Source organism: Mesorhizobium sp. M1B.F.Ca.ET.045.04.1.1 (assembly GCF_003952465.1).
GTDB classification, from domain to species: Bacteria; Pseudomonadota; Alphaproteobacteria; order Rhizobiales; family Rhizobiaceae; genus Mesorhizobium; species Mesorhizobium shonense.
Map to the genome: position 1 here is coordinate 3,051,793 of NZ_CP034448.1, position 15,858 is coordinate 3,067,650.

Annotated in this window: 15 protein-coding genes and 1 pseudogene; 12 read left to right on the forward strand and 4 right to left on the reverse strand. The window is 61.9% G+C overall.

Features of this window, described 5'->3' with window-relative positions; genetic code table 11:
• Positions 1-331 precede the first annotated feature (331 nt).
• From EJ071_RS14810 to EJ071_RS14875, 11 genes are all read left to right on the forward strand, one after another.
• Complete coding sequence (locus EJ071_RS14810; RefSeq protein WP_245460243.1) at positions 332-1,399, forward strand: OmpA family protein; 1,068 nt, start codon at positions 332-334, stop codon at positions 1,397-1,399.
• Between the two features lie 41 nt (positions 1,400-1,440).
• Positions 1,441-2,331: a hypothetical protein gene (locus EJ071_RS14815; RefSeq protein WP_126098518.1), complete on the forward strand. Its 891-nt coding sequence runs from the start codon at positions 1,441-1,443 to the stop codon at positions 2,329-2,331.
• 61 nt (positions 2,332-2,392) lie between these two features.
• A complete protein-coding gene (locus EJ071_RS14820; RefSeq protein ID WP_126098519.1) occupies positions 2,393-3,988 on the forward strand; it encodes a PAN domain-containing protein in 1,596 nt (531 codons plus the stop codon).
• 18 nt (positions 3,989-4,006) lie between these two features.
• On the forward strand, positions 4,007-4,597 hold the full coding sequence (locus tag EJ071_RS14825) for a hypothetical protein (protein ID WP_126098520.1): 591 nt from the start codon (positions 4,007-4,009) through the stop codon (positions 4,595-4,597).
• A 549-nt stretch (positions 4,598-5,146) separates the two neighbouring features.
• The gene (locus EJ071_RS14835; RefSeq protein WP_189521478.1) at positions 5,147-6,124 is read left to right on the forward strand and encodes a hypothetical protein; all 978 of its coding nucleotides are present in this window, start codon (positions 5,147-5,149) and stop codon (positions 6,122-6,124) included.
• A gap of 61 nt (positions 6,125-6,185) precedes the next feature.
• Positions 6,186-7,871: an SH3 domain-containing protein gene (locus tag EJ071_RS14840; protein WP_126098523.1), complete on the forward strand. Its 1,686-nt coding sequence runs from the start codon at positions 6,186-6,188 to the stop codon at positions 7,869-7,871.
• A 488-nt stretch (positions 7,872-8,359) separates the two neighbouring features.
• Positions 8,360-9,007 (forward strand): hypothetical protein, encoded by a 648-nt coding sequence (locus tag EJ071_RS14845; RefSeq protein ID WP_126098524.1) that lies wholly within the window; start codon positions 8,360-8,362, stop codon positions 9,005-9,007.
• A gap of 234 nt (positions 9,008-9,241) precedes the next feature.
• Positions 9,242-10,225, forward strand: a complete 984-nt coding sequence (locus tag EJ071_RS14850; RefSeq protein WP_126102588.1) for a hypothetical protein — start codon at positions 9,242-9,244, stop codon at positions 10,223-10,225.
• A gap of 750 nt (positions 10,226-10,975) precedes the next feature.
• Positions 10,976-11,209 carry a hypothetical protein gene (locus EJ071_RS14865; RefSeq protein ID WP_126098525.1) on the forward strand — a complete coding sequence of 78 codons (234 nt, stop codon included), beginning with the start codon at positions 10,976-10,978 and terminating at the stop codon, positions 11,207-11,209.
• 25 nt (positions 11,210-11,234) lie between these two features.
• A complete protein-coding gene (locus EJ071_RS14870; RefSeq protein ID WP_126098526.1) occupies positions 11,235-11,555 on the forward strand; it encodes a DUF768 domain-containing protein in 321 nt (106 codons plus the stop codon).
• 265 nt (positions 11,556-11,820) lie between these two features.
• Positions 11,821-12,102: a hypothetical protein gene (locus tag EJ071_RS14875; protein WP_126098527.1), complete on the forward strand. Its 282-nt coding sequence runs from the start codon at positions 11,821-11,823 to the stop codon at positions 12,100-12,102.
• A 22-nt stretch (positions 12,103-12,124) separates the two neighbouring features.
• Here EJ071_RS14875 and EJ071_RS38255 read toward each other — a convergent pair whose 3' ends face one another.
• Together EJ071_RS38255 and EJ071_RS40045 are read right to left on the reverse strand one after the other, a co-directional pair.
• Positions 12,125-12,472, reverse strand: coding sequence for a hypothetical protein (locus EJ071_RS38255; RefSeq protein WP_145965075.1), 348 nt, complete (start codon positions 12,470-12,472; stop codon positions 12,125-12,127).
• A 1,158-nt stretch (positions 12,473-13,630) separates the two neighbouring features.
• Positions 13,631-13,765 (reverse strand): hypothetical protein, encoded by a 135-nt coding sequence (locus EJ071_RS40045; RefSeq protein WP_281058916.1) that lies wholly within the window; start codon positions 13,763-13,765, stop codon positions 13,631-13,633.
• Between the two features lie 371 nt (positions 13,766-14,136).
• Between EJ071_RS40045 and EJ071_RS38505 the strand changes: the two genes are divergently transcribed.
• Positions 14,137-15,024 (forward strand): hypothetical protein, encoded by an 888-nt coding sequence (locus EJ071_RS38505; RefSeq protein WP_126098528.1) that lies wholly within the window; start codon positions 14,137-14,139, stop codon positions 15,022-15,024.
• Here EJ071_RS38505 and EJ071_RS39445 read toward each other — a convergent pair.
• Both EJ071_RS39445 and EJ071_RS14890 read right to left on the reverse strand, forming a co-directional pair.
• A pseudogene (locus EJ071_RS39445) lies at positions 14,969-15,217 on the reverse strand (hypothetical protein); the annotation flags it as partial. The gene EJ071_RS38505 and the pseudogene EJ071_RS39445 sit on opposite strands and share 56 nt — an antisense overlap.
• Positions 15,218-15,850 (reverse strand): DJ-1/PfpI family protein, encoded by a 633-nt coding sequence (locus EJ071_RS14890; protein WP_210211920.1) that lies wholly within the window; start codon positions 15,848-15,850, stop codon positions 15,218-15,220.
• Between the last annotated feature and the right edge of the window lie 8 nt (positions 15,851-15,858).

Below are 15,858 nucleotides of genomic sequence, written 5' to 3' on the forward strand. Positions count from 1 at the left end.
GTCGTGCTTGGCGATGAGCCAATGGCCATCCTCGTGACCCCCAAAAGTAGACCAAACCCGCCAGCATGTGCGATTAGGCGATCCCCGCCTTGTCATCGCGCCGAAACGCGCAGCAGTTTAGATCGAATGCGGCCAAATTCATGGCGCCAATATCCGGCATACAATCATTCAATTTCCCCCAGACGCTGTTGCAGCCCTAAGCAATGGGAGCGCGCTACAGCTGCTTTCGGCCAATGTCTCTGCTGCGCGTCGCGTTGGCGGTCCGGTCGCCGGTCTTGTTGGCGCAGCAGTCCACCAATCCATCGGCTCGAGGTGTGAGAGGATGAGAACCATGGCCAGCACGAATAGGATCGGCGCCATCGCCGTGCTGCTGATCGTTGGTGGACTCGGCATGGCGCTGCCTGTCCGGGCGGCGGATGTCGAGGGCAGTTCCGATCACCCTCTGGTAGGGCGCTACGAGGGCGCCGAGATCGTCGGCTACGCCGTCAGCGAATATGACGAGGCGAACCTCGTCGAAGGACCTTTCTCGCCGACAAGCACCAATGGCGGCACTGGCTTCAAGACGGTCGAGGGCCGCAGCGCGCTCATCTACTACGCGCTGCCGCAAGGCCATTCGACGCTCGAGGTTCTCCGCAACTACGAGGAAGGTCTAAAGGCGAAGGGCTTCTCGGAGGTCTTCACCTGCGCCACCAAGAATGGCTCCTGCTTCGAATCAGGCCAGCCCGAGGGTGGATATCTGCTTGGCCAAGCCGTCGGCGATCCGCTCAGCCTGCCGAAGCTTTCGGACGACTATGTGCACAACTGGTTCCAGGAAGGCGGGCGCTACCTTCTCGCACGGCTCGAGCGCCCGGAGGGCGCGGTCTACGCAGCTGTCTATCTCGGCGAAAGCGGCAGCGGCAACGTTGCCGTCGTCAGGGTCGTCGAGACGAAGGCGATGGAGACCGGCAAGGTCCGAGTGGTCACCGCGAAGGAGATCGGCTCGGCGCTTTCCGACGTCGGAAAAATTCCGGTCTATGGGATATGGTTCGACTTCGACAAGGACATCATCAAGCCTGAGTCCAAGCCGACGCTCGACCAGATCGCGCAGCTGCTGACGTCGGAGCCCGACCTCAAGCTCAACATTGTCGGCCACACCGATAACCAGGGCGGCGCGGACTACAATCTTGACCTGTCCCGCCGCCGCGCCGCCAGCGTCGTTGCCGCGCTCGTTTCCCAATATGGCATCGCCGCCGATCGCCTCGCCTCTGATGGCGCCGGCATGACGCAACCAGTCGCATCCAATGACACCGAAGAAGGACGCGCCAAAAACCGCCGCGTCGAACTACAGCGGTACGACCCGGGCGGTGGTGCTTCTGGCGGAAGCGGCGGCGCTCCGGCCAACTCGGGCAACGCCGGTTAGGCAGGACAAGGCACGTGGCAGTAGGCGAGGAGGACCGTCAAATGGCTACCAAAGAATGCCGGACCGGGGCCGGTGGGTTCCGACTCCTTCTGCTGGGCATAGCTACGCTGCTTATCTTGGACTTTCCGACTTTAGCTGCTTCGAATGTCGACCTCGTGCCAGCGGCAGGCACAAGTGCAGGCAACAAGCACAAGACGCTCAGGCCGGCCGGCGGCGATGACGCCGAGGGAGGCGGCATACCTCAAACACCAGCGGATATGGGTGGCATGCCGCCGATGCAGCAGGCGGATGGCATCTGCGGCGATGGCAATGCAATGGCAACGGTGGCGATCAACCAGCCGGGCCTCGACAAGCTCAACGTGCGCAACGGTCCCGGCGGCCAGGTGGTCGGCACGGTGGCGGAAGGCGATACAGTTTCGGTGATCGGCCCGTGCGGTGCGATCAGCGGGGCGGCGGGCTTCGCGAAACCGAAGACGCAGCAAGGCGGCGGCGGCGGTGGTTGGTGCCAGATCAGCGCGCCGGTGCACGGTTGCGTGTCGTCCCAGTTCCTCGCATTCGGTGGCGACACCGGCTTGTCCGGAGGTGCGGCCGGCTTTGCGAAATCGAAGAGCAAGCCGCAGGTGTCCGCGTCGGCGACGGCGAGCTTCGGTGGAAGCTGGAGCGCCAATGCCGATAACGTTGTCTACAGCCTCTCGCTCAAGCAGAAGGGAAACAGCGTCTCCGGCAATTATCAGGGCGCCGACGGCAGCGCCGGAAATATCAGCGGCAAGATGAGCGGCAAGATCCTGCGCTTCTCATGGGTCCAGAAGGACGGCACTCGTGGGAGCGGCAAGTTTGTGCTCGCCGGCGACGGCCAGTCCTTCGACGGCACCTACAACTTCTCCAACAACCCCGATGCTGTCGAGGGCAGCTGGAGCGGGACGCGGCAATGATCGCCGGCATCTGATGTTTTCGTCGGACGCAGCTTCAACAGGTGCCCGGAGGAGCTAAGCCATGTCTTTCGAGCGAACGGCGCGCCGCTTCTGCGGGCTTCTCGCGATGTTGACGCTGATGTCTCTTCCCCAGACACGCCCGGCGCATGCCAGCGACTGCACGACATTCTCAGGCGTCTGTGTGGACGAGCGCCTGACGTTCAACGGGAACTCCCGCATCCTCGAGATCACCCTATGGCCGGATGGAAATACTGACGTCTTTAACGTAATCGTGCCCGGACAATCCCAGACGGAATGGAAAACTGGTTCAGTTCTAAGGCTGGCGGTTCAGCCGGATGGCACGGTGACCTATTCGGCACAGGGTTGCTACGGCGGCAAATATGGACTGTCGTCGAGTTGCGGGAATTGGCGGCAGGTCACGCGGCGATTCCCGCCCCTCCATTCTGCCAGCACCGGCAGAAGCGGGGGCGACTCGACCGCCGAAACGGGCGTCGATCGACCGGGTCACGATTACGACCGGTTCGATTTGGAGGCCACAATCGCAGGCTTCGGACCCTGCAAGTCGGCGTGCGAATCCGACGCGAACTGCAAGGCTTGGACTTACGTCAAGGCGGGCATTCAGGGTCCGAAAGCAATATGTTGGCTGAAATCGGCTGTGCCACTGCCAACGCCGAACGGCTGTTGCGTCTCGGGTGTGAAGGCGGGAACAGCCTCGGCACCACCTCCGGCGCCGGAGAAGCCCGTCAAGCACACCGGTAGGAGCAACGCGTGTGTCGCCTATGGCGATCGCATGACCGCCATCGCCGGTGAGGCGCGGGGTCTTGGCTGTAAATTCGTCCAGATCGCTCCCTGGAATAATCCTCACGACTATTGGGTGCAGCGATGCGTGGCGCATTCCGGTGACGGTGTCGCCGATTCCGAAGAGGCCAAGTTCAAGCAGCGATTGAATGACTGCACGGCCGCCGGACGTGGCTCCGAGGGAGGCACGCCGCTGTCGTCCGGCTCGGGTAGTGTTGGCACCGGCACCGGTTCCTGCAGCGGGGGGACGGCAACGGTGGTGATCAACCAGCCGGGACTGGACAAGCTCAACGTGCGCAATGGTCCCGATGGCCAGGTGACGAGCATGGTCCCGGAAGGCCAGGCTGTGTCGGTGACCGGTCCATGCGGCGAGAACGGCGGCGCTGCAGGCATCATGGCAAAAAAGCAAAGCGGCGGCGATGGCGGCTGGTGCCGGATCAGCGCACCGGTGTCCGGCTGCGTCTCTTCCCGATTTCTGAAGTTCGGCGGCGGGGCAGCCGGGTTCGCCAAGAGCGCGGCGGGGTTCGCCAAGTCGAAGGGAAAGCAGACATCGGTGTCTGCAACTGCCGGCTTCGGCGGAAGCTGGAGCGCCAATGCCGACAATGTCGCCTACGACCTCTCGCTGCAGCAGAACGGCAACGGCGTCTCCGGCCGCTATCAGGGCGATGACGGCAGCGCCGGGCAAATCACCGGCAAAGTAAGCGGCAACGTGCTGCGCTTCTCCTGGGTCCAGAAGGACGGCACCCGAGGCAGCGGCAAGTTCACGCTCGCCGCTGACGGCCAGTCGTTCGCGGGCAGCTACAATTTCGGCAACAACCCCGATGCCGCGGAGGGCTCCTGGAATGGGACGCGGCAATAGGCAAGGGAGCGCACGATCGTGACAGGTTACACCATCAGTCGATTCCTGCCGCCATTGGCAATGTTTGGCGCTCTCCTGCTGCCGGACGGCACGCAGGCCGCCGCCCTCAAGCTCACATGTGGGCGCGCCGATGTGATGAACCCTAAGTGGAGTCTGCCGATGACGTTTGCCTATCCAGGCGGCGACGCCGGCCCGGTTACGGTCACCGGACCTTTCGGCGACTTTTCGATCGCTGTTAAGCACTCCTCTACGTCAATCCAGGGTGAGGCCGGCGAGGCTCTGGACGGCACCGCCAAGGTTCGCGTCAAGCTGCCAACTCTCACCGATCTTGAAGCATGCATCGAGCAAACCCGCGATCCGGCGTCGAAGCCGGACGACAAGGACGCGTTCCTCAACGCGCGCGACGCGTGCCTGCAGAAGCTCGCCCCGGCGCCGGGGGGCGCCGAAGTCGTAGCGGGACTGAGAATCGGGTTGCTCGCCGACAAGGACGATTCGAGCGGCGAGGACGGCTTTGTGGATCTCAGGCTCAGGTACGAGGGCGAAAGCCGGGCGCCTGACGGAGCGATGACCGTCGAGCCTCTTCCAGCTCAGTGCGTGTTGGAAAGGTGACTCGATCTGGGGACCAGGTGACGAGTGGGAGCCCCAGACACATGACTGGATTTCAGCTGCGGATATCAACACACCAATTCAACCGGTCTTGGAGTGCATAATGCCCCTCATGTCAGTTCTGCGGACATTGGTAGTCGGCCTTACGGTCATGTCATGCGCGGTAATCGCCACCTCAGCGTCCGCTCGCGACCGTCCGGGAACGCCGACAGATCCGCAAATATATGGAGGGTTGGGGCTTGGCGTTACGGTGATATGGAAAAATACGGCGGGAACCGTCTTTACAATCGGCGGAATTCGTCCCGAATTGGTCGGCTTCGAAGTTGAGATGACCAAGAATGGTAACAAGTATGCGCCACCGATATCGGGATTACCTCGGGAGGTTGGAGCCAATTGGAACCCTTCCTTCTTCGAATACCACACGACGCCCAACCAGCTGCCGACCAGCCCAATCAACATAGTCGGCTTCACCATCAAAGAAGTAGACCCGAACACCAAATACTGTTTCAGAGTCAGGGCACGAAGAAAATCTGACGATGTTGTTTCGGCGAATTGGTCAGGCACATCTTGTGTCACGACGGGATCGCCGCCGACGAAGCCCATAAAGCATACCTGCCGGGCCGGCGATCGGGGGCGTGCTCGACTGGTGAAACCCCATGGGCGACAATTTGCGTTCGTTATGCGATGGCAGCCGTTAAGGCCGTTAAGGAAAACGGCAGTCGTGGCTGTGGTGGCACCGGCGCACAATGGGCTTCGAGCGGGGAGGATTACATCAAGTGGTGCATGAGTCACAAAGACGACATGCGGCTTCTGGACATGGAAGCCAAGGCGCGATCCGATGCGCTGGCCGTTTGTGGCAGCGGTACCGGCAACGCAAGTGGCGGTGGTGATCGGGCCGATAACTCCTGCGGCGGGGGGACGGCGACGGTGGTGATCAACCAACCGGGGCTGGACAGGCTCAATGTCCGCAATGCTCCCGATGGCCAGGTGACCGGCACGGTTCCGGAAGGCCAGGCTGTGTCGGTGACCGGTCCGTGCGGGGGGACCGGCGGCGCTGCAGGCATCATCGCAAGCAAGCAAAGCGGCGGCGATGGCGGCTGGTGCCGGATCAGCGCGCCGGTGTCCGGCTGCGTCTCTTCCCGGTTCCTGAAGTTCGGCGGCGGGGCAGCCGGGTTCGCCAAGAGCGCGGCGGGGTTCGCCAAGCCGAAAGAAAAGCAGATATCGGCGTCTGCAGCGGCCGGCTTCGGCGGAAGCTGGAGCGCCAATGCCGACAATGTCGCCTACGACCTCTCGCTGCAGCAGAACGGCAACGGCGTCTCCGGCCGCTATCAGGGCGATGACCGCAGCGCCGGGCAAATCACCGGCAAGGTGAGCGGCAACGTGCTGCGCTTCTCCTGGGTCCAGAAGGACGGCACCCGAGGCAGCGGCAAGTTCACGCTCGCCGCTGACGGCCAGTCGTTCGCGGGCAGCTACAATTTCGGCAACAACCCCGATGCCGTGGAGGGCTCCTGGAATGGGACGCGGCAATGATCGCGGGGACCTGACGCTTCCGTTGGACGCGACGCAGCAGCAACATTAAGGAGGTCACATCATGTCTCACCGTTCGACCGCTCGGTGTCGCTTGCTGGTTGCCCTCTGCCTTCTTGCCGCGCCGCTCCTGGCGCCGAGCGCTTTTGCCGAGCGCGAAGCCGGTTCCTTCGGCGGCCAGGGCGGCTCCCCGTTTCATGGAACCTGCTCGCCCAAGGCGCTGGCCGGGGTCTTCCTGCGGGCCGGCAAAGCCCTCGACGCGATCATGATCGACTGCGGGACGCTCAACAAGAACGGGACCGTCACCGACGTCATAGGCGACGCCCATTTCCACGCGGGTGGCAGTGGCGGTGACCCGTTTGGCAGCACTGGCCAGTTCTGCCCGAAGAATGCGCTCGTGACCGGCATGAGGATGTGGAAGGACCACAACAACATCGTCAACAGCTTCATCCTGCGCTGCACCTCCATGACCGACGGCACCAACACCTGGACGACCATGCAGGCCGGGGGAGAAGCCATAAACGATCCCGTGAAGATCCTCTGCAAGAAGGACGAGATCGGGACCGGCATCTACGGTCGCGCGGGAAGCCTCATCGACAATATCGGCCTGCTCTGCGCCGACAACCCGATGAAGGTGGCGGCCGCACCGCCGCCAGACGTGCCGGAGAAGCCGATCAAGATGACACGCAGGGGCGGCTCGGGCGGCGGCGGAATGCAGGTGACATTGAAGGACGAGACGGGTGTCTTCGTCGCCTTCAACCACGCATCGCAACCGGCCAACACCGCGCCGCCGGGGCCTGGCCAATGTGCTTGGGCGGATCGGCTCTTTGCGCCGAACGAGCAGCACTGGTTGGCGTTCAATCCGAACAAGCCCAACGGGCAGCAGCTGCTGCAAGCGGTGCGGGGCGGCACTTTTCAGGTGACGGCAATACCGATGACCGCATTTGTCATGGTCAACGCGATCAACAACGTGCAGGTCGTGGACGGCACTCCGCTGTCGCCGGGGCCGGCCAACGCCGATGATGCCGGGGGAGGTGACACGCCTCAAACACCGGCGGATATGGGTGGCATACCGCCGATGCAGCAGGCGGATAGCACCTGCGGCGGCGGCAATGCAATGGCAACGGTGGTGATCAACCAGCCGGGGCTGGATAAGCTGAACGTGCGCAGCGGCCCGGGCGGCCAGGTGGTCGGTACGGTGCCGGAAGGCGGCACGGTGTCGGTGATCGGCCCATGCGGTGCAATGAGCGGGGCTGCCGGCTTCGCCAAGCCGAAGACGCAGCAAGGCGGCGGAGGTGGCGGCGCCGGCGGCTGGTGCCAAATCAGCGCGCCGGTGCACGGTTGCGTATCCTCCCAATTCCTTGCATTCGGCGGCGGTGATGTCGGCACGCCGCCCGGAGGGGCGGCCGGGTTCGCGAAGTCGAAGGGAAAGCACCAGGCAGCGGCGCCCGCCACGGGCGGCTTTTCCGGACGCTGGTCCGCCAATGCCGACAACGTCGCCTACAGCCTCTCGCTCAAGCAGAAGGGCAACAGCGTCTCCGGCAACTACCAAGGCTCCGACGGAAGCGCCGGCAAGATCATCGGCGAGGTGAATGGCAACATCTTGCGCTTCGCCTGGATGCAGCGCGACGGCACCAAAGGGAGCGGCAAGTTCATGCTCGCCGACGATGCCCAGTCCTTCGACGGCAGCTACAGTTTCGGCAGCAACCCCGACGTCGTCGAGGGCAGCTGGAACGGAACACGACAGTAGCCACTGCAAAAAGAGGCGGGAAGTCATGAAAACACTCCAGACAATCGCGGTCATGCTCTGCATCGGTCCGCTCGCGAACTCGCCTGTCTTGGCCCGCGGTTACGACGGGAGCCGCAATGACGACCAGGCGATGGTCGCTGCCGCCTCGTTGCCGGGACTGGCGACGGCCGGATCGACGGCGGCGGGCACCGTTCGGGCGATCCAGGTGGCGTGGAATTGCCCGCCTGGCTACGTTGCCGGCCGGTACTATCGCTCCTGCGTGCTCGCGCGGAGACTGTCGCACCCAACATCGAGACCGGGCGCAGAGCAGTTGTCCGGTGCAGCCGCCGCTAACCGAACATGCGTCGCTAAGGGCCTGGTGTTTGCTGGCGATATCACCATTGCCACGCACGGGGGGACGTGCATGTGTCCGCCGGGCCTGAGGAGTTCGGCGATTAACAACTGGGCGTCTTCCCCCAACGAATGCTTCCCGTGACGGAGACTTCAAAATGTCAACTTTGAAAATCGCTCTGTCGCTCCTGACGATCCTGCTTGGTATCGCCGTCGTTACCACCGCCGCCGCGGTCGCGGCCGAGCGGCCCTATAGCACCCCGGTGATTCGAGCCGCCGCCTTTGGCTGCACGTTCGACGACGGCCAGTTGATCTGCGGCACCGTCAAGAAGCACAGGCGAACCGCCGGGCAGCAGGGCGGTAACGAGGGCGACGGTACCGTGGGCGAGCCCCCCTGTCGTCCAGGCGGCGCCGCGGGCCTGACCAGATTCGGCATGCGCTGCGACGTGCAGGGAGGTCATAAAAACAAGAAGAAGAAAAAAGACGTCGACGTCGAAAGTCAGGGTGAGCGCTCGTGCCCCCCTGGCTATGTGGTGCTCAAGGAGAAAAACAAGTATGGCGCGTTCTGCGAACCGAAGGAAGGATTTCCCGCTCAGGCCGACCAAGATGGCGCAGGCCCTGTGCCCGCAGCTTCCCGAAACGTTTGCTGCAAGCCAGGTGAAGGAGGCCCCTACGTTTGTTCCAGCGACAGCACTCCACCTGAGGCAGAGGCGTCGATTCGGTCTTCATTGCAAAAGCTGTTTCCAGAGGGCCACGTCACCTGCGCCCCCGAGAGAGCCCAAGGAGGGATCCCCCCAGGCTTCTAATGCCGTCGAACGCTCGGGTGGGGACTGGCCGCCGCAGTCTCGGCAACCCCTGAACTGATGGAGAATTCCAATGTCACTCTGGAAAATTGCTCCGTCTCTCCCGCCGGCGCTGCTTGGTACCGCTGTCGCCACCGCCGCGGAAGCGGGCGCTTCGGAGCGGCCATTCAGCGCTCCGGTGCCACAAGTCGCCGCTGGCGATCCGGTTGGTTTGTCTCTTTGGCGGAGGGTAGAATGATGTGGGATTTCTCGGTCGCCAGATCCGTGGCGATCATGCTCAGGACTTGGCCGTTCATTCTTTTCCGGACGATCGTCTATTTCGCCATGACACTGGCCTATATCACGGCGACGGGCACAGGCGCCGGCATCGGCTGGGGTGTCGGCCACATCTTTGCCGACGGCGGGCCGGAAGGCACGGCCTTCTACGGCGGCATTGCCGGCTTCGCGCTGGTTTCCATCGCGCTCTACTGGATCCGCGAATATATCCTCTACGTGCTGAAGGCGGGGCATGTCGCCGTCATGGTCCATCTGATCGACGGTCGCAACGTGCCCGGCGGGCAGAGTCAGATCGCTTATGCAAAAGAGGTCGTAAAGCAGCGCTTTGCCGAGGCCAACATCCTCTTCGTCGTTGACCAATTGGTGAAGGGAGCGATCCGCGCCGTCACCAGTCTGCTCGGCGGCATCACCGCCTTGCTGCCCATTCCGGGTCTGGACGGGCTGATGCGCTTCGTCAATACGGTGATCCGCATCTCGCTAACCTATGTCGACGAAATCATCCTGGGCTACAATATCCGCATCGACTCATCCTCGCCCTTCGAAACCGCCCGGCAGGGCGTCGTGCTCTATGCCCAGAATGGCACGAAGATGGTCAAGAACGCGGTGTGGCTGGCGCTGATTCTGTGGGGCGTCACCTTCGTCATCTTCCTGCTCATGCTGGCGCCGGCTGGCGCGATCGTCTACCTCATGCCGGGCCAGTTAAGCGGCTGGGGCTTCGTGCTGGCGATCGTCTTTGCCTGGGCACTGAAGTCTGCCTTCGTCGAGCCCTTCGCCATCGCCTCGCTGATGCAGGTCTATTTCAAGGCGATCGAAGGCCAGGTGCCGGATCCGGGATGGGACGACAGGCTCGCCGCGGCGTCGCGCCAGTTCCGCGAGTTGAAAGAAAGGTCGATGTCATCTTTCGACGGGAGGCCGGCAGGGCCGGCGGCGCAGCCCAGCATATGAAAGTCGCAGAGTATGTGAGGATTCGCATGGAATTGGTTGGTCAGCTCTTTCAAGCGAACATGAGCTCGGGTTGATCTTCCCGAGCAGGAACTTGAGCATTACTGCCGAAGCATAATAACGCGTCTGAGCGTGTAGGTCCGTGGCGATATGGGCCAGGTTTGGAACCGCAGAGGCCGACGGCCGATGAGGCTTGCGTGCGGATGGCCTGTTCCATAGACGACTGTGATGAGCGTAGATGTTCCGAGTCACGTTCAGAGAGCGCAGCCAACTTCGAGGATCGCCGCGAAATCCCGCTGATCCCAGCCGGGGGTCGGATCCAATTCAGTGAAGTTCTGCCAGGCACCGGCTCGGCGGTCTTCCACCTTATGGAGCAGGCCAGGCTTGAGGGCGTCGTCTCCAAACGGAAAGACAGCAAGTATCGCTCCGGCTCGTCAACGAATTGGCTCAAGACAAAGTGCTACGCGATCGACCAATACGAACTGCTGGTGTCGAGCACGAACCCGGGAAACCAGCCTTTGCCCTCATGGCCGAACTCGACACGGGGGGTTATGTTGGCTCGGCTTTCATCACGCTCAATCGTGAGATGCGTGAACGGCTCTGGCAGCGTGCCCAAGAACGCTGGGCCGGCGCCAAAAGGAGTGAAGCGCCCGGCGACGCAATGGGTAATGCCGGGCTGATCGGTCGAGTGAAGCACTTGCGAGGCGAGGAAGACTTACGCCATGCTTCGCTGCAGGATTTCAGGAGGAATGAATGGCGGTCGCGAAGAAGGACCAGGAGCGCATCGGCTACGCGTGGATGTACGGCGCCCAGGCGCGCAAGGATGGCAAGGAGCGCGCCGTGCCGGAATATTGGAACGAGCATGCGGAGGCTTGGCTTCAAGGCTTCGACGGCGTGGCCTTAGCCGGCGCGGGAACGAGCAAACCCGTAAGTGACCAGCTCGAGGCTGAATTCGACGAAGCAGCGCTTAGCAAGCCGGGAACTTAGTTTCCTCAGGCGCGCTTAAAGCTCGATGAGCACACGCGGCATCAACTTCCTCGATCGATGGATGTCAGAGCTTCTGCCGAACGCGGTGACGGATGATCCGGCCGCCATTTGCGATCTGGTCGGGCAGGTGCTGAGGGCTGCGAAACGCGAAGGCATCGACCGGGACGAGATCAATGAGGAGGTCGACAGTGTCTTTAAGGTGATCTTCGACGCGATGCAGCACCGCGAAGGCAGCCGGGCAGAAGGCGATGAAAGCGACAAGACGGCAGAGGTCGCGCTTGATCTGCTGGCAGGTCGTTTGGTGAGAGAGAGACAGACATTACCCACGAGCAAGCCGAAGACCTGATCAAGCAGATTGGAACTGATTGGGACGCTCTGCTTCAGGAGGCTTATTTCCTAGAATGACAGCAGTACCAAGTGGCCGGCGCTCTCGTTGGGGAGAATGCCTGAGGGCGAGCGCCGGCCTGACGGTCCATCAGGATCGCCGCATATGCAAATCGGCTAATCTACTTCAAACGGCTATGGTGCGATCACGTAAGCCCTTGGCGAGTGATCGGCGATCAGGAATATATAATCCTCCCCGGTGCGGCGACCCGATTACGAGGATCGCCATGACGATGAAGTTTCCATTCACGGAAAATACGCTCGGCAAGAAGCTTGAGGCTGGCGCGGGACTTTCAGTGACATGTCTCACCTGCAGGCGGACGGCGGTGCTGGACGTCGCCGCACTGGTCGAGCGGCTCGGGCCAGACCATGGGTGTCTGCACTGGGATCTGGTGAAGGTTATCTTCTGCCATGAGTGCAGAGCCGCCGGCCGAGACGATCGCAATCTCCAGTTCACTAACCATGCGGTGACGCCGGAAAGGCGGAAGGGGTGGACGCCTTGCCCATAGGCACTCAACGCGCCGCAAAGTTTTAGTCGATCTGGCTGCGCCGCCCGTCCAAGGTAAAGAAGGTGATATGGCGCCGATCTCGATCGAATTCGCAGGACCCGGTCGATCGGCTAGGAGCGTGGGCCTTGTTCCGCATCTCGAACTTTATCGTTACCTTCGGAGGATCGACCTGTTTCATCGCGCTGAGGGCTTTGTAAGTCGATGCGCGCTCGTGCGACTTCAACATCAAAAGAAAGAACTCGCAACGAGCAACCGGCGTCTGCGCCGGTGATGGCGCAGGTTGGGAAATCGTGAGCGCGTAGGCACATCGCCCTGCTATCACCAGACAGGCCGCCACGCCGAAGGTAGAGAGGTTGTTCCTTGCCAGCACTAGTTGGGATCGCCAGACTTCGAGCCCCCATGGGCTCCTTCCTGGAAATTACTTAATTGCTGCATGCAAAGAAAGTAGTTCCCCAAAAGGGGTACAGATCGCGCCGATGTCCGGAGCTCGGGAGCGGCCGGGCGGGCTGGCGGAGTCCCAGCAAACGCCGGCTTAACCAGCGGGGCTCGGGGGCGAGATACGGCGCCGACAAATATACGTTTTTCCGAGATGATCAGCATGCATCCATAAGGCGGAGCCGGGAGTAGGCGCGCTAGGACATTGCCGGCAGCAGAAATGCCAAGATCGCCAGACTAGCCAACATCTCTCGCCGGGCGTTGATGCCCGCGGACTTATTTTTTGAGAGGCGTATCAAGCCCGAGCCTCGCACGTTCGCTGTTGGCGTTCATCCCCAGGCGCCAGATCATTGAACATCCTCGCGAGTCCAACCTAAAAGTGCACCACCAAGGCATACGCTCAAGCGAAGGGCGTCGAAGCTCGCACCAACACGCATGGGCCGGGCTTGCAGAGGTGTAGGACCTACTTCTCGAATCCCGAAACAAAAGCCGAAAAAACCCGCTGCATCGCTGGAGGCAGCGGGTGTTAAGTCTGGCAACTATGACTGACGATAAAGGGACTCACAAATCGCCAGTCCGGAAGCCAATGAGATAGCGGGCTACATGTTTCACAGTATGGACCTATGCGCGCGGTGACAAGACTTCAGTCGCACCTGGCGGTCGACTGCGTGCCTGTACTCGGAACGAATGAATAGAGGCTCCGTTGACCGAATGCCGGCAGCTCCCGCTAACGGCGGTTGAGCGTAAGCAGAGGCTCCAGCGCTTGGCGGAGAGGTATGCGCTGGAGCCGTCTAAGTCGGGTAGGAGCGAAGGATATGCAAGACCATCGGAACAGTGTCCTGGAAGCTCGTTGGCTTCTCGCGGTGCCCGCTTCACTTGCCCTAACGGTGCTGCTGGCCGGACTCTTGCTTTCCTGACCGAAGCGGTGGGCTATCGTAGGACTTCAGTCGCGCCCAATTGACTCGTTCTGACTTTTTCTGGGCGTATCGCTTTTAAGTCGTCCGTACCGAGTAGAGGCACACTGACGCTTGGGATCGGTCATCATGCTTTCGCCCCTACAAAGAGGCAAGCATGTTGCCATGGAGTGGCGGATTCAGCCGAGTTGGAAACTCTTGGGAGAGTTTTCAACGATTACTGCGCCAAGCATGAAATTGTCAGCGAGGGCGAGCGTGGCGTGATCGACCATCAGGGCACCGATGCCGTCGATATATGGCAGAACGAAGCTCATGAAAGGGGCAGGAGAGAACCGGCGACCGATGCATATCATGTGTTGGGGAACAACTGAAAGCTTCGGCCGCCGGCCCTCGGCGGGGCGTTGCCATTTCAGGCAACGCTGATACGTGACGCTGGCGCGGAGGTTCGTTCAATCTGAGGCCGCTGCGATGCCGGTTACTATCCACAGGCCTCGCTACTGCGTTCTTGGAATTCTCGGACCAATGTGTGGAGGGGATCCCGGATCCCAACCTCGGGGCTGCTTTACGTCACAACGTTGTAGAGCGACCACCTGGCTCGGAGGGGAGAGCACGGTCTATCCACGGTATAAAAGGTCCCGTCGCGAACGGAGAGCTGGGCCGCGCCCAGACCGCGCTGGAAGCGGCGATGCGATGCGGGCCGCGTTCCGACCGGACCACGACGAACTATCTCGGCTTCGACGGCAGAATTCTGGCCGGCGCAATTCTGGCAAGGACGCTCTGGCTGCAAGGTTATCCGGATCGGGCCGTGGAGCGCGCGCTGCTGACGGTCGAGGATGCGGAAGTCCTGAACCATCCCCTGACGCTCTCCATCGCACTCCGTGTTCCTCTGGGTCGGAGACCTGGCGCGCGCAGAGGAACACATCGATCGTCTTTTCTCGCGTGCCGAATTTCATTCCCTTGGACCCTATCTCGCGCTAGGGCGCGGCTTCAAAGGGGAGCTCGCCATTCGTCGAGGCAACGCAAGCAGCGGTGTCGAAAGCCTGCGATCCTGTCTCGCCGAGCTTCATGCCGCCCCTACGAACTACTGACCACGCCGCTCAACATTTCCTTCGTTCAGGGCCTCGCCGCGACCGGTAGGTCCGCCGAAGCGCTTTCACTGATCGAGGAGACGATCCAGCAGGTCGAGAGAGGCGGCGATCTTTGCTACATGGCAGAGCTTCTGCGCGTGAAGGGCAACCTTGTTCTCGCAGCCCCGCAAGCCGGCACCGACGAAGAAGCGGAACTTTGTTTTCGGCGGTCGTTAGACCTCAGCGATCGTCAGGGGGCTCGCGCATGGGAGTTGCGGTCCGCTATCGACCTCGCTTTCCTGTTGGCTGCACGCGGACGACACGACGCCGCCCAAGCACTCCTCCAGCCAATTTTCGCGCGATTCGGGGAGGGTTTGGAGACAGCAGACCTGCAGTCAGCCGCACGGCTGTTGGCCACGCCGAACAGCATGGCTCTGGCAGCGCTGCGGGCAGGCAAGGCAGTGCCGGCGCCTCGCGATAGACATCACCGAGAAGGCGGCCATTGAGTTCGACCGACAGCGTGCGCGACCGGTCGATGCGGCTGATCTTGGATGGGCTGCCGCCGATACGGATGTCGGCGACCGGACCGTGGTCGACGCTGCCGCGGCTGCCGGCGACGCGCAGGCTAGCTATGTCATTGAGCGTCGTCCGGCTGGCGGGATCGAACCGCGCGCGGATGGAGATTTGGCGTTGCGATACTCACCATTGAACCATGCATGTTGGCAACTCAGATGGAATCTTTCCTGCAATCGGCGGCACAGGGAAATACTGGGTCGTTATCTGAACCTCGACGGCGGTCTGGTCGCCAAAAAGCCGGGAAATAAGGTGCAGCGCTTCATCGAGTCCCGAAGATATGCCGCCGCCCGTCAGCCGGTTGCCCGACTCGACAAAACGCGGGTGACCCCTGGCTACTTCGATTGCCGGAAAACGGCGCAGGCAGTCGACGAACGCCCAGTGCGTCGTCGCTTTGTGGCCGTCGAGCAGCCCAGCTCGAGCCAGCAGGAGCGCCCCCTCGCAGACCGAACAAACCCATTTCGCATCGTTTGCGATCTGTCGCAGGTAAGCGAGATAGGGTGATGCCGGGTCACTCATGATCCTTCCGAGCGCTGGTGGATCACCGCCGGGGACCCACATGACGTCCAATGTCGGCGTTGCGTCGAAACTGGCTTGCGCTTCGAAGCGCACTCCGTTCAAACTGGTGACCGGAGCGCCATCGATCGACAGGATAAACGTCTCCAATCCCTTTTCCTTGTCGACCCAGGTGAACATCTCGAGCGGACCGACAACATCGAGCAGGTTGACGCCTTCATAGACTGGAATGCCAAGTTTCAAGTCATCGC

Bases quoted from the DNA above. Each gene is read 5' to 3' on its own strand.
- EJ071_RS14815 (WP_126098518.1), top strand. From the start codon at position 1,441: ATGGCTACCAAAGAATGCCGGACCGGGGCCGGTGGGTTCCGACTCCTT.
- EJ071_RS38505 (WP_126098528.1), top strand. From the start codon at position 14,137: ATGCGATGCGGGCCGCGTTCCGACCGGACCACGACGAACTATCTCGGC.
- EJ071_RS14865 (WP_126098525.1), top strand. From the start codon at position 10,976: ATGGCGGTCGCGAAGAAGGACCAGGAGCGCATCGGCTACGCGTGGATG.
- EJ071_RS14840 (WP_126098523.1), top strand. From the start codon at position 6,186: ATGTCTCACCGTTCGACCGCTCGGTGTCGCTTGCTGGTTGCCCTCTGC.
- EJ071_RS14820 (WP_126098519.1), top strand. From the start codon at position 2,393: ATGTCTTTCGAGCGAACGGCGCGCCGCTTCTGCGGGCTTCTCGCGATG.
- EJ071_RS14875 (WP_126098527.1), top strand. From the start codon at position 11,821: ATGACGATGAAGTTTCCATTCACGGAAAATACGCTCGGCAAGAAGCTT.
- EJ071_RS14845 (WP_126098524.1), top strand. From the start codon at position 8,360: ATGTCAACTTTGAAAATCGCTCTGTCGCTCCTGACGATCCTGCTTGGT.
- EJ071_RS40045 (WP_281058916.1), bottom strand. From the start codon at position 13,765: ATGAGCTTCGTTCTGCCATATATCGACGGCATCGGTGCCCTGATGGTC.
- EJ071_RS14850 (WP_126102588.1), top strand. From the start codon at position 9,242: ATGTGGGATTTCTCGGTCGCCAGATCCGTGGCGATCATGCTCAGGACT.
- EJ071_RS14810 (WP_245460243.1), top strand. From the start codon at position 332: ATGGCCAGCACGAATAGGATCGGCGCCATCGCCGTGCTGCTGATCGTT.
- EJ071_RS14870 (WP_126098526.1), top strand. From the start codon at position 11,235: ATGAGCACACGCGGCATCAACTTCCTCGATCGATGGATGTCAGAGCTT.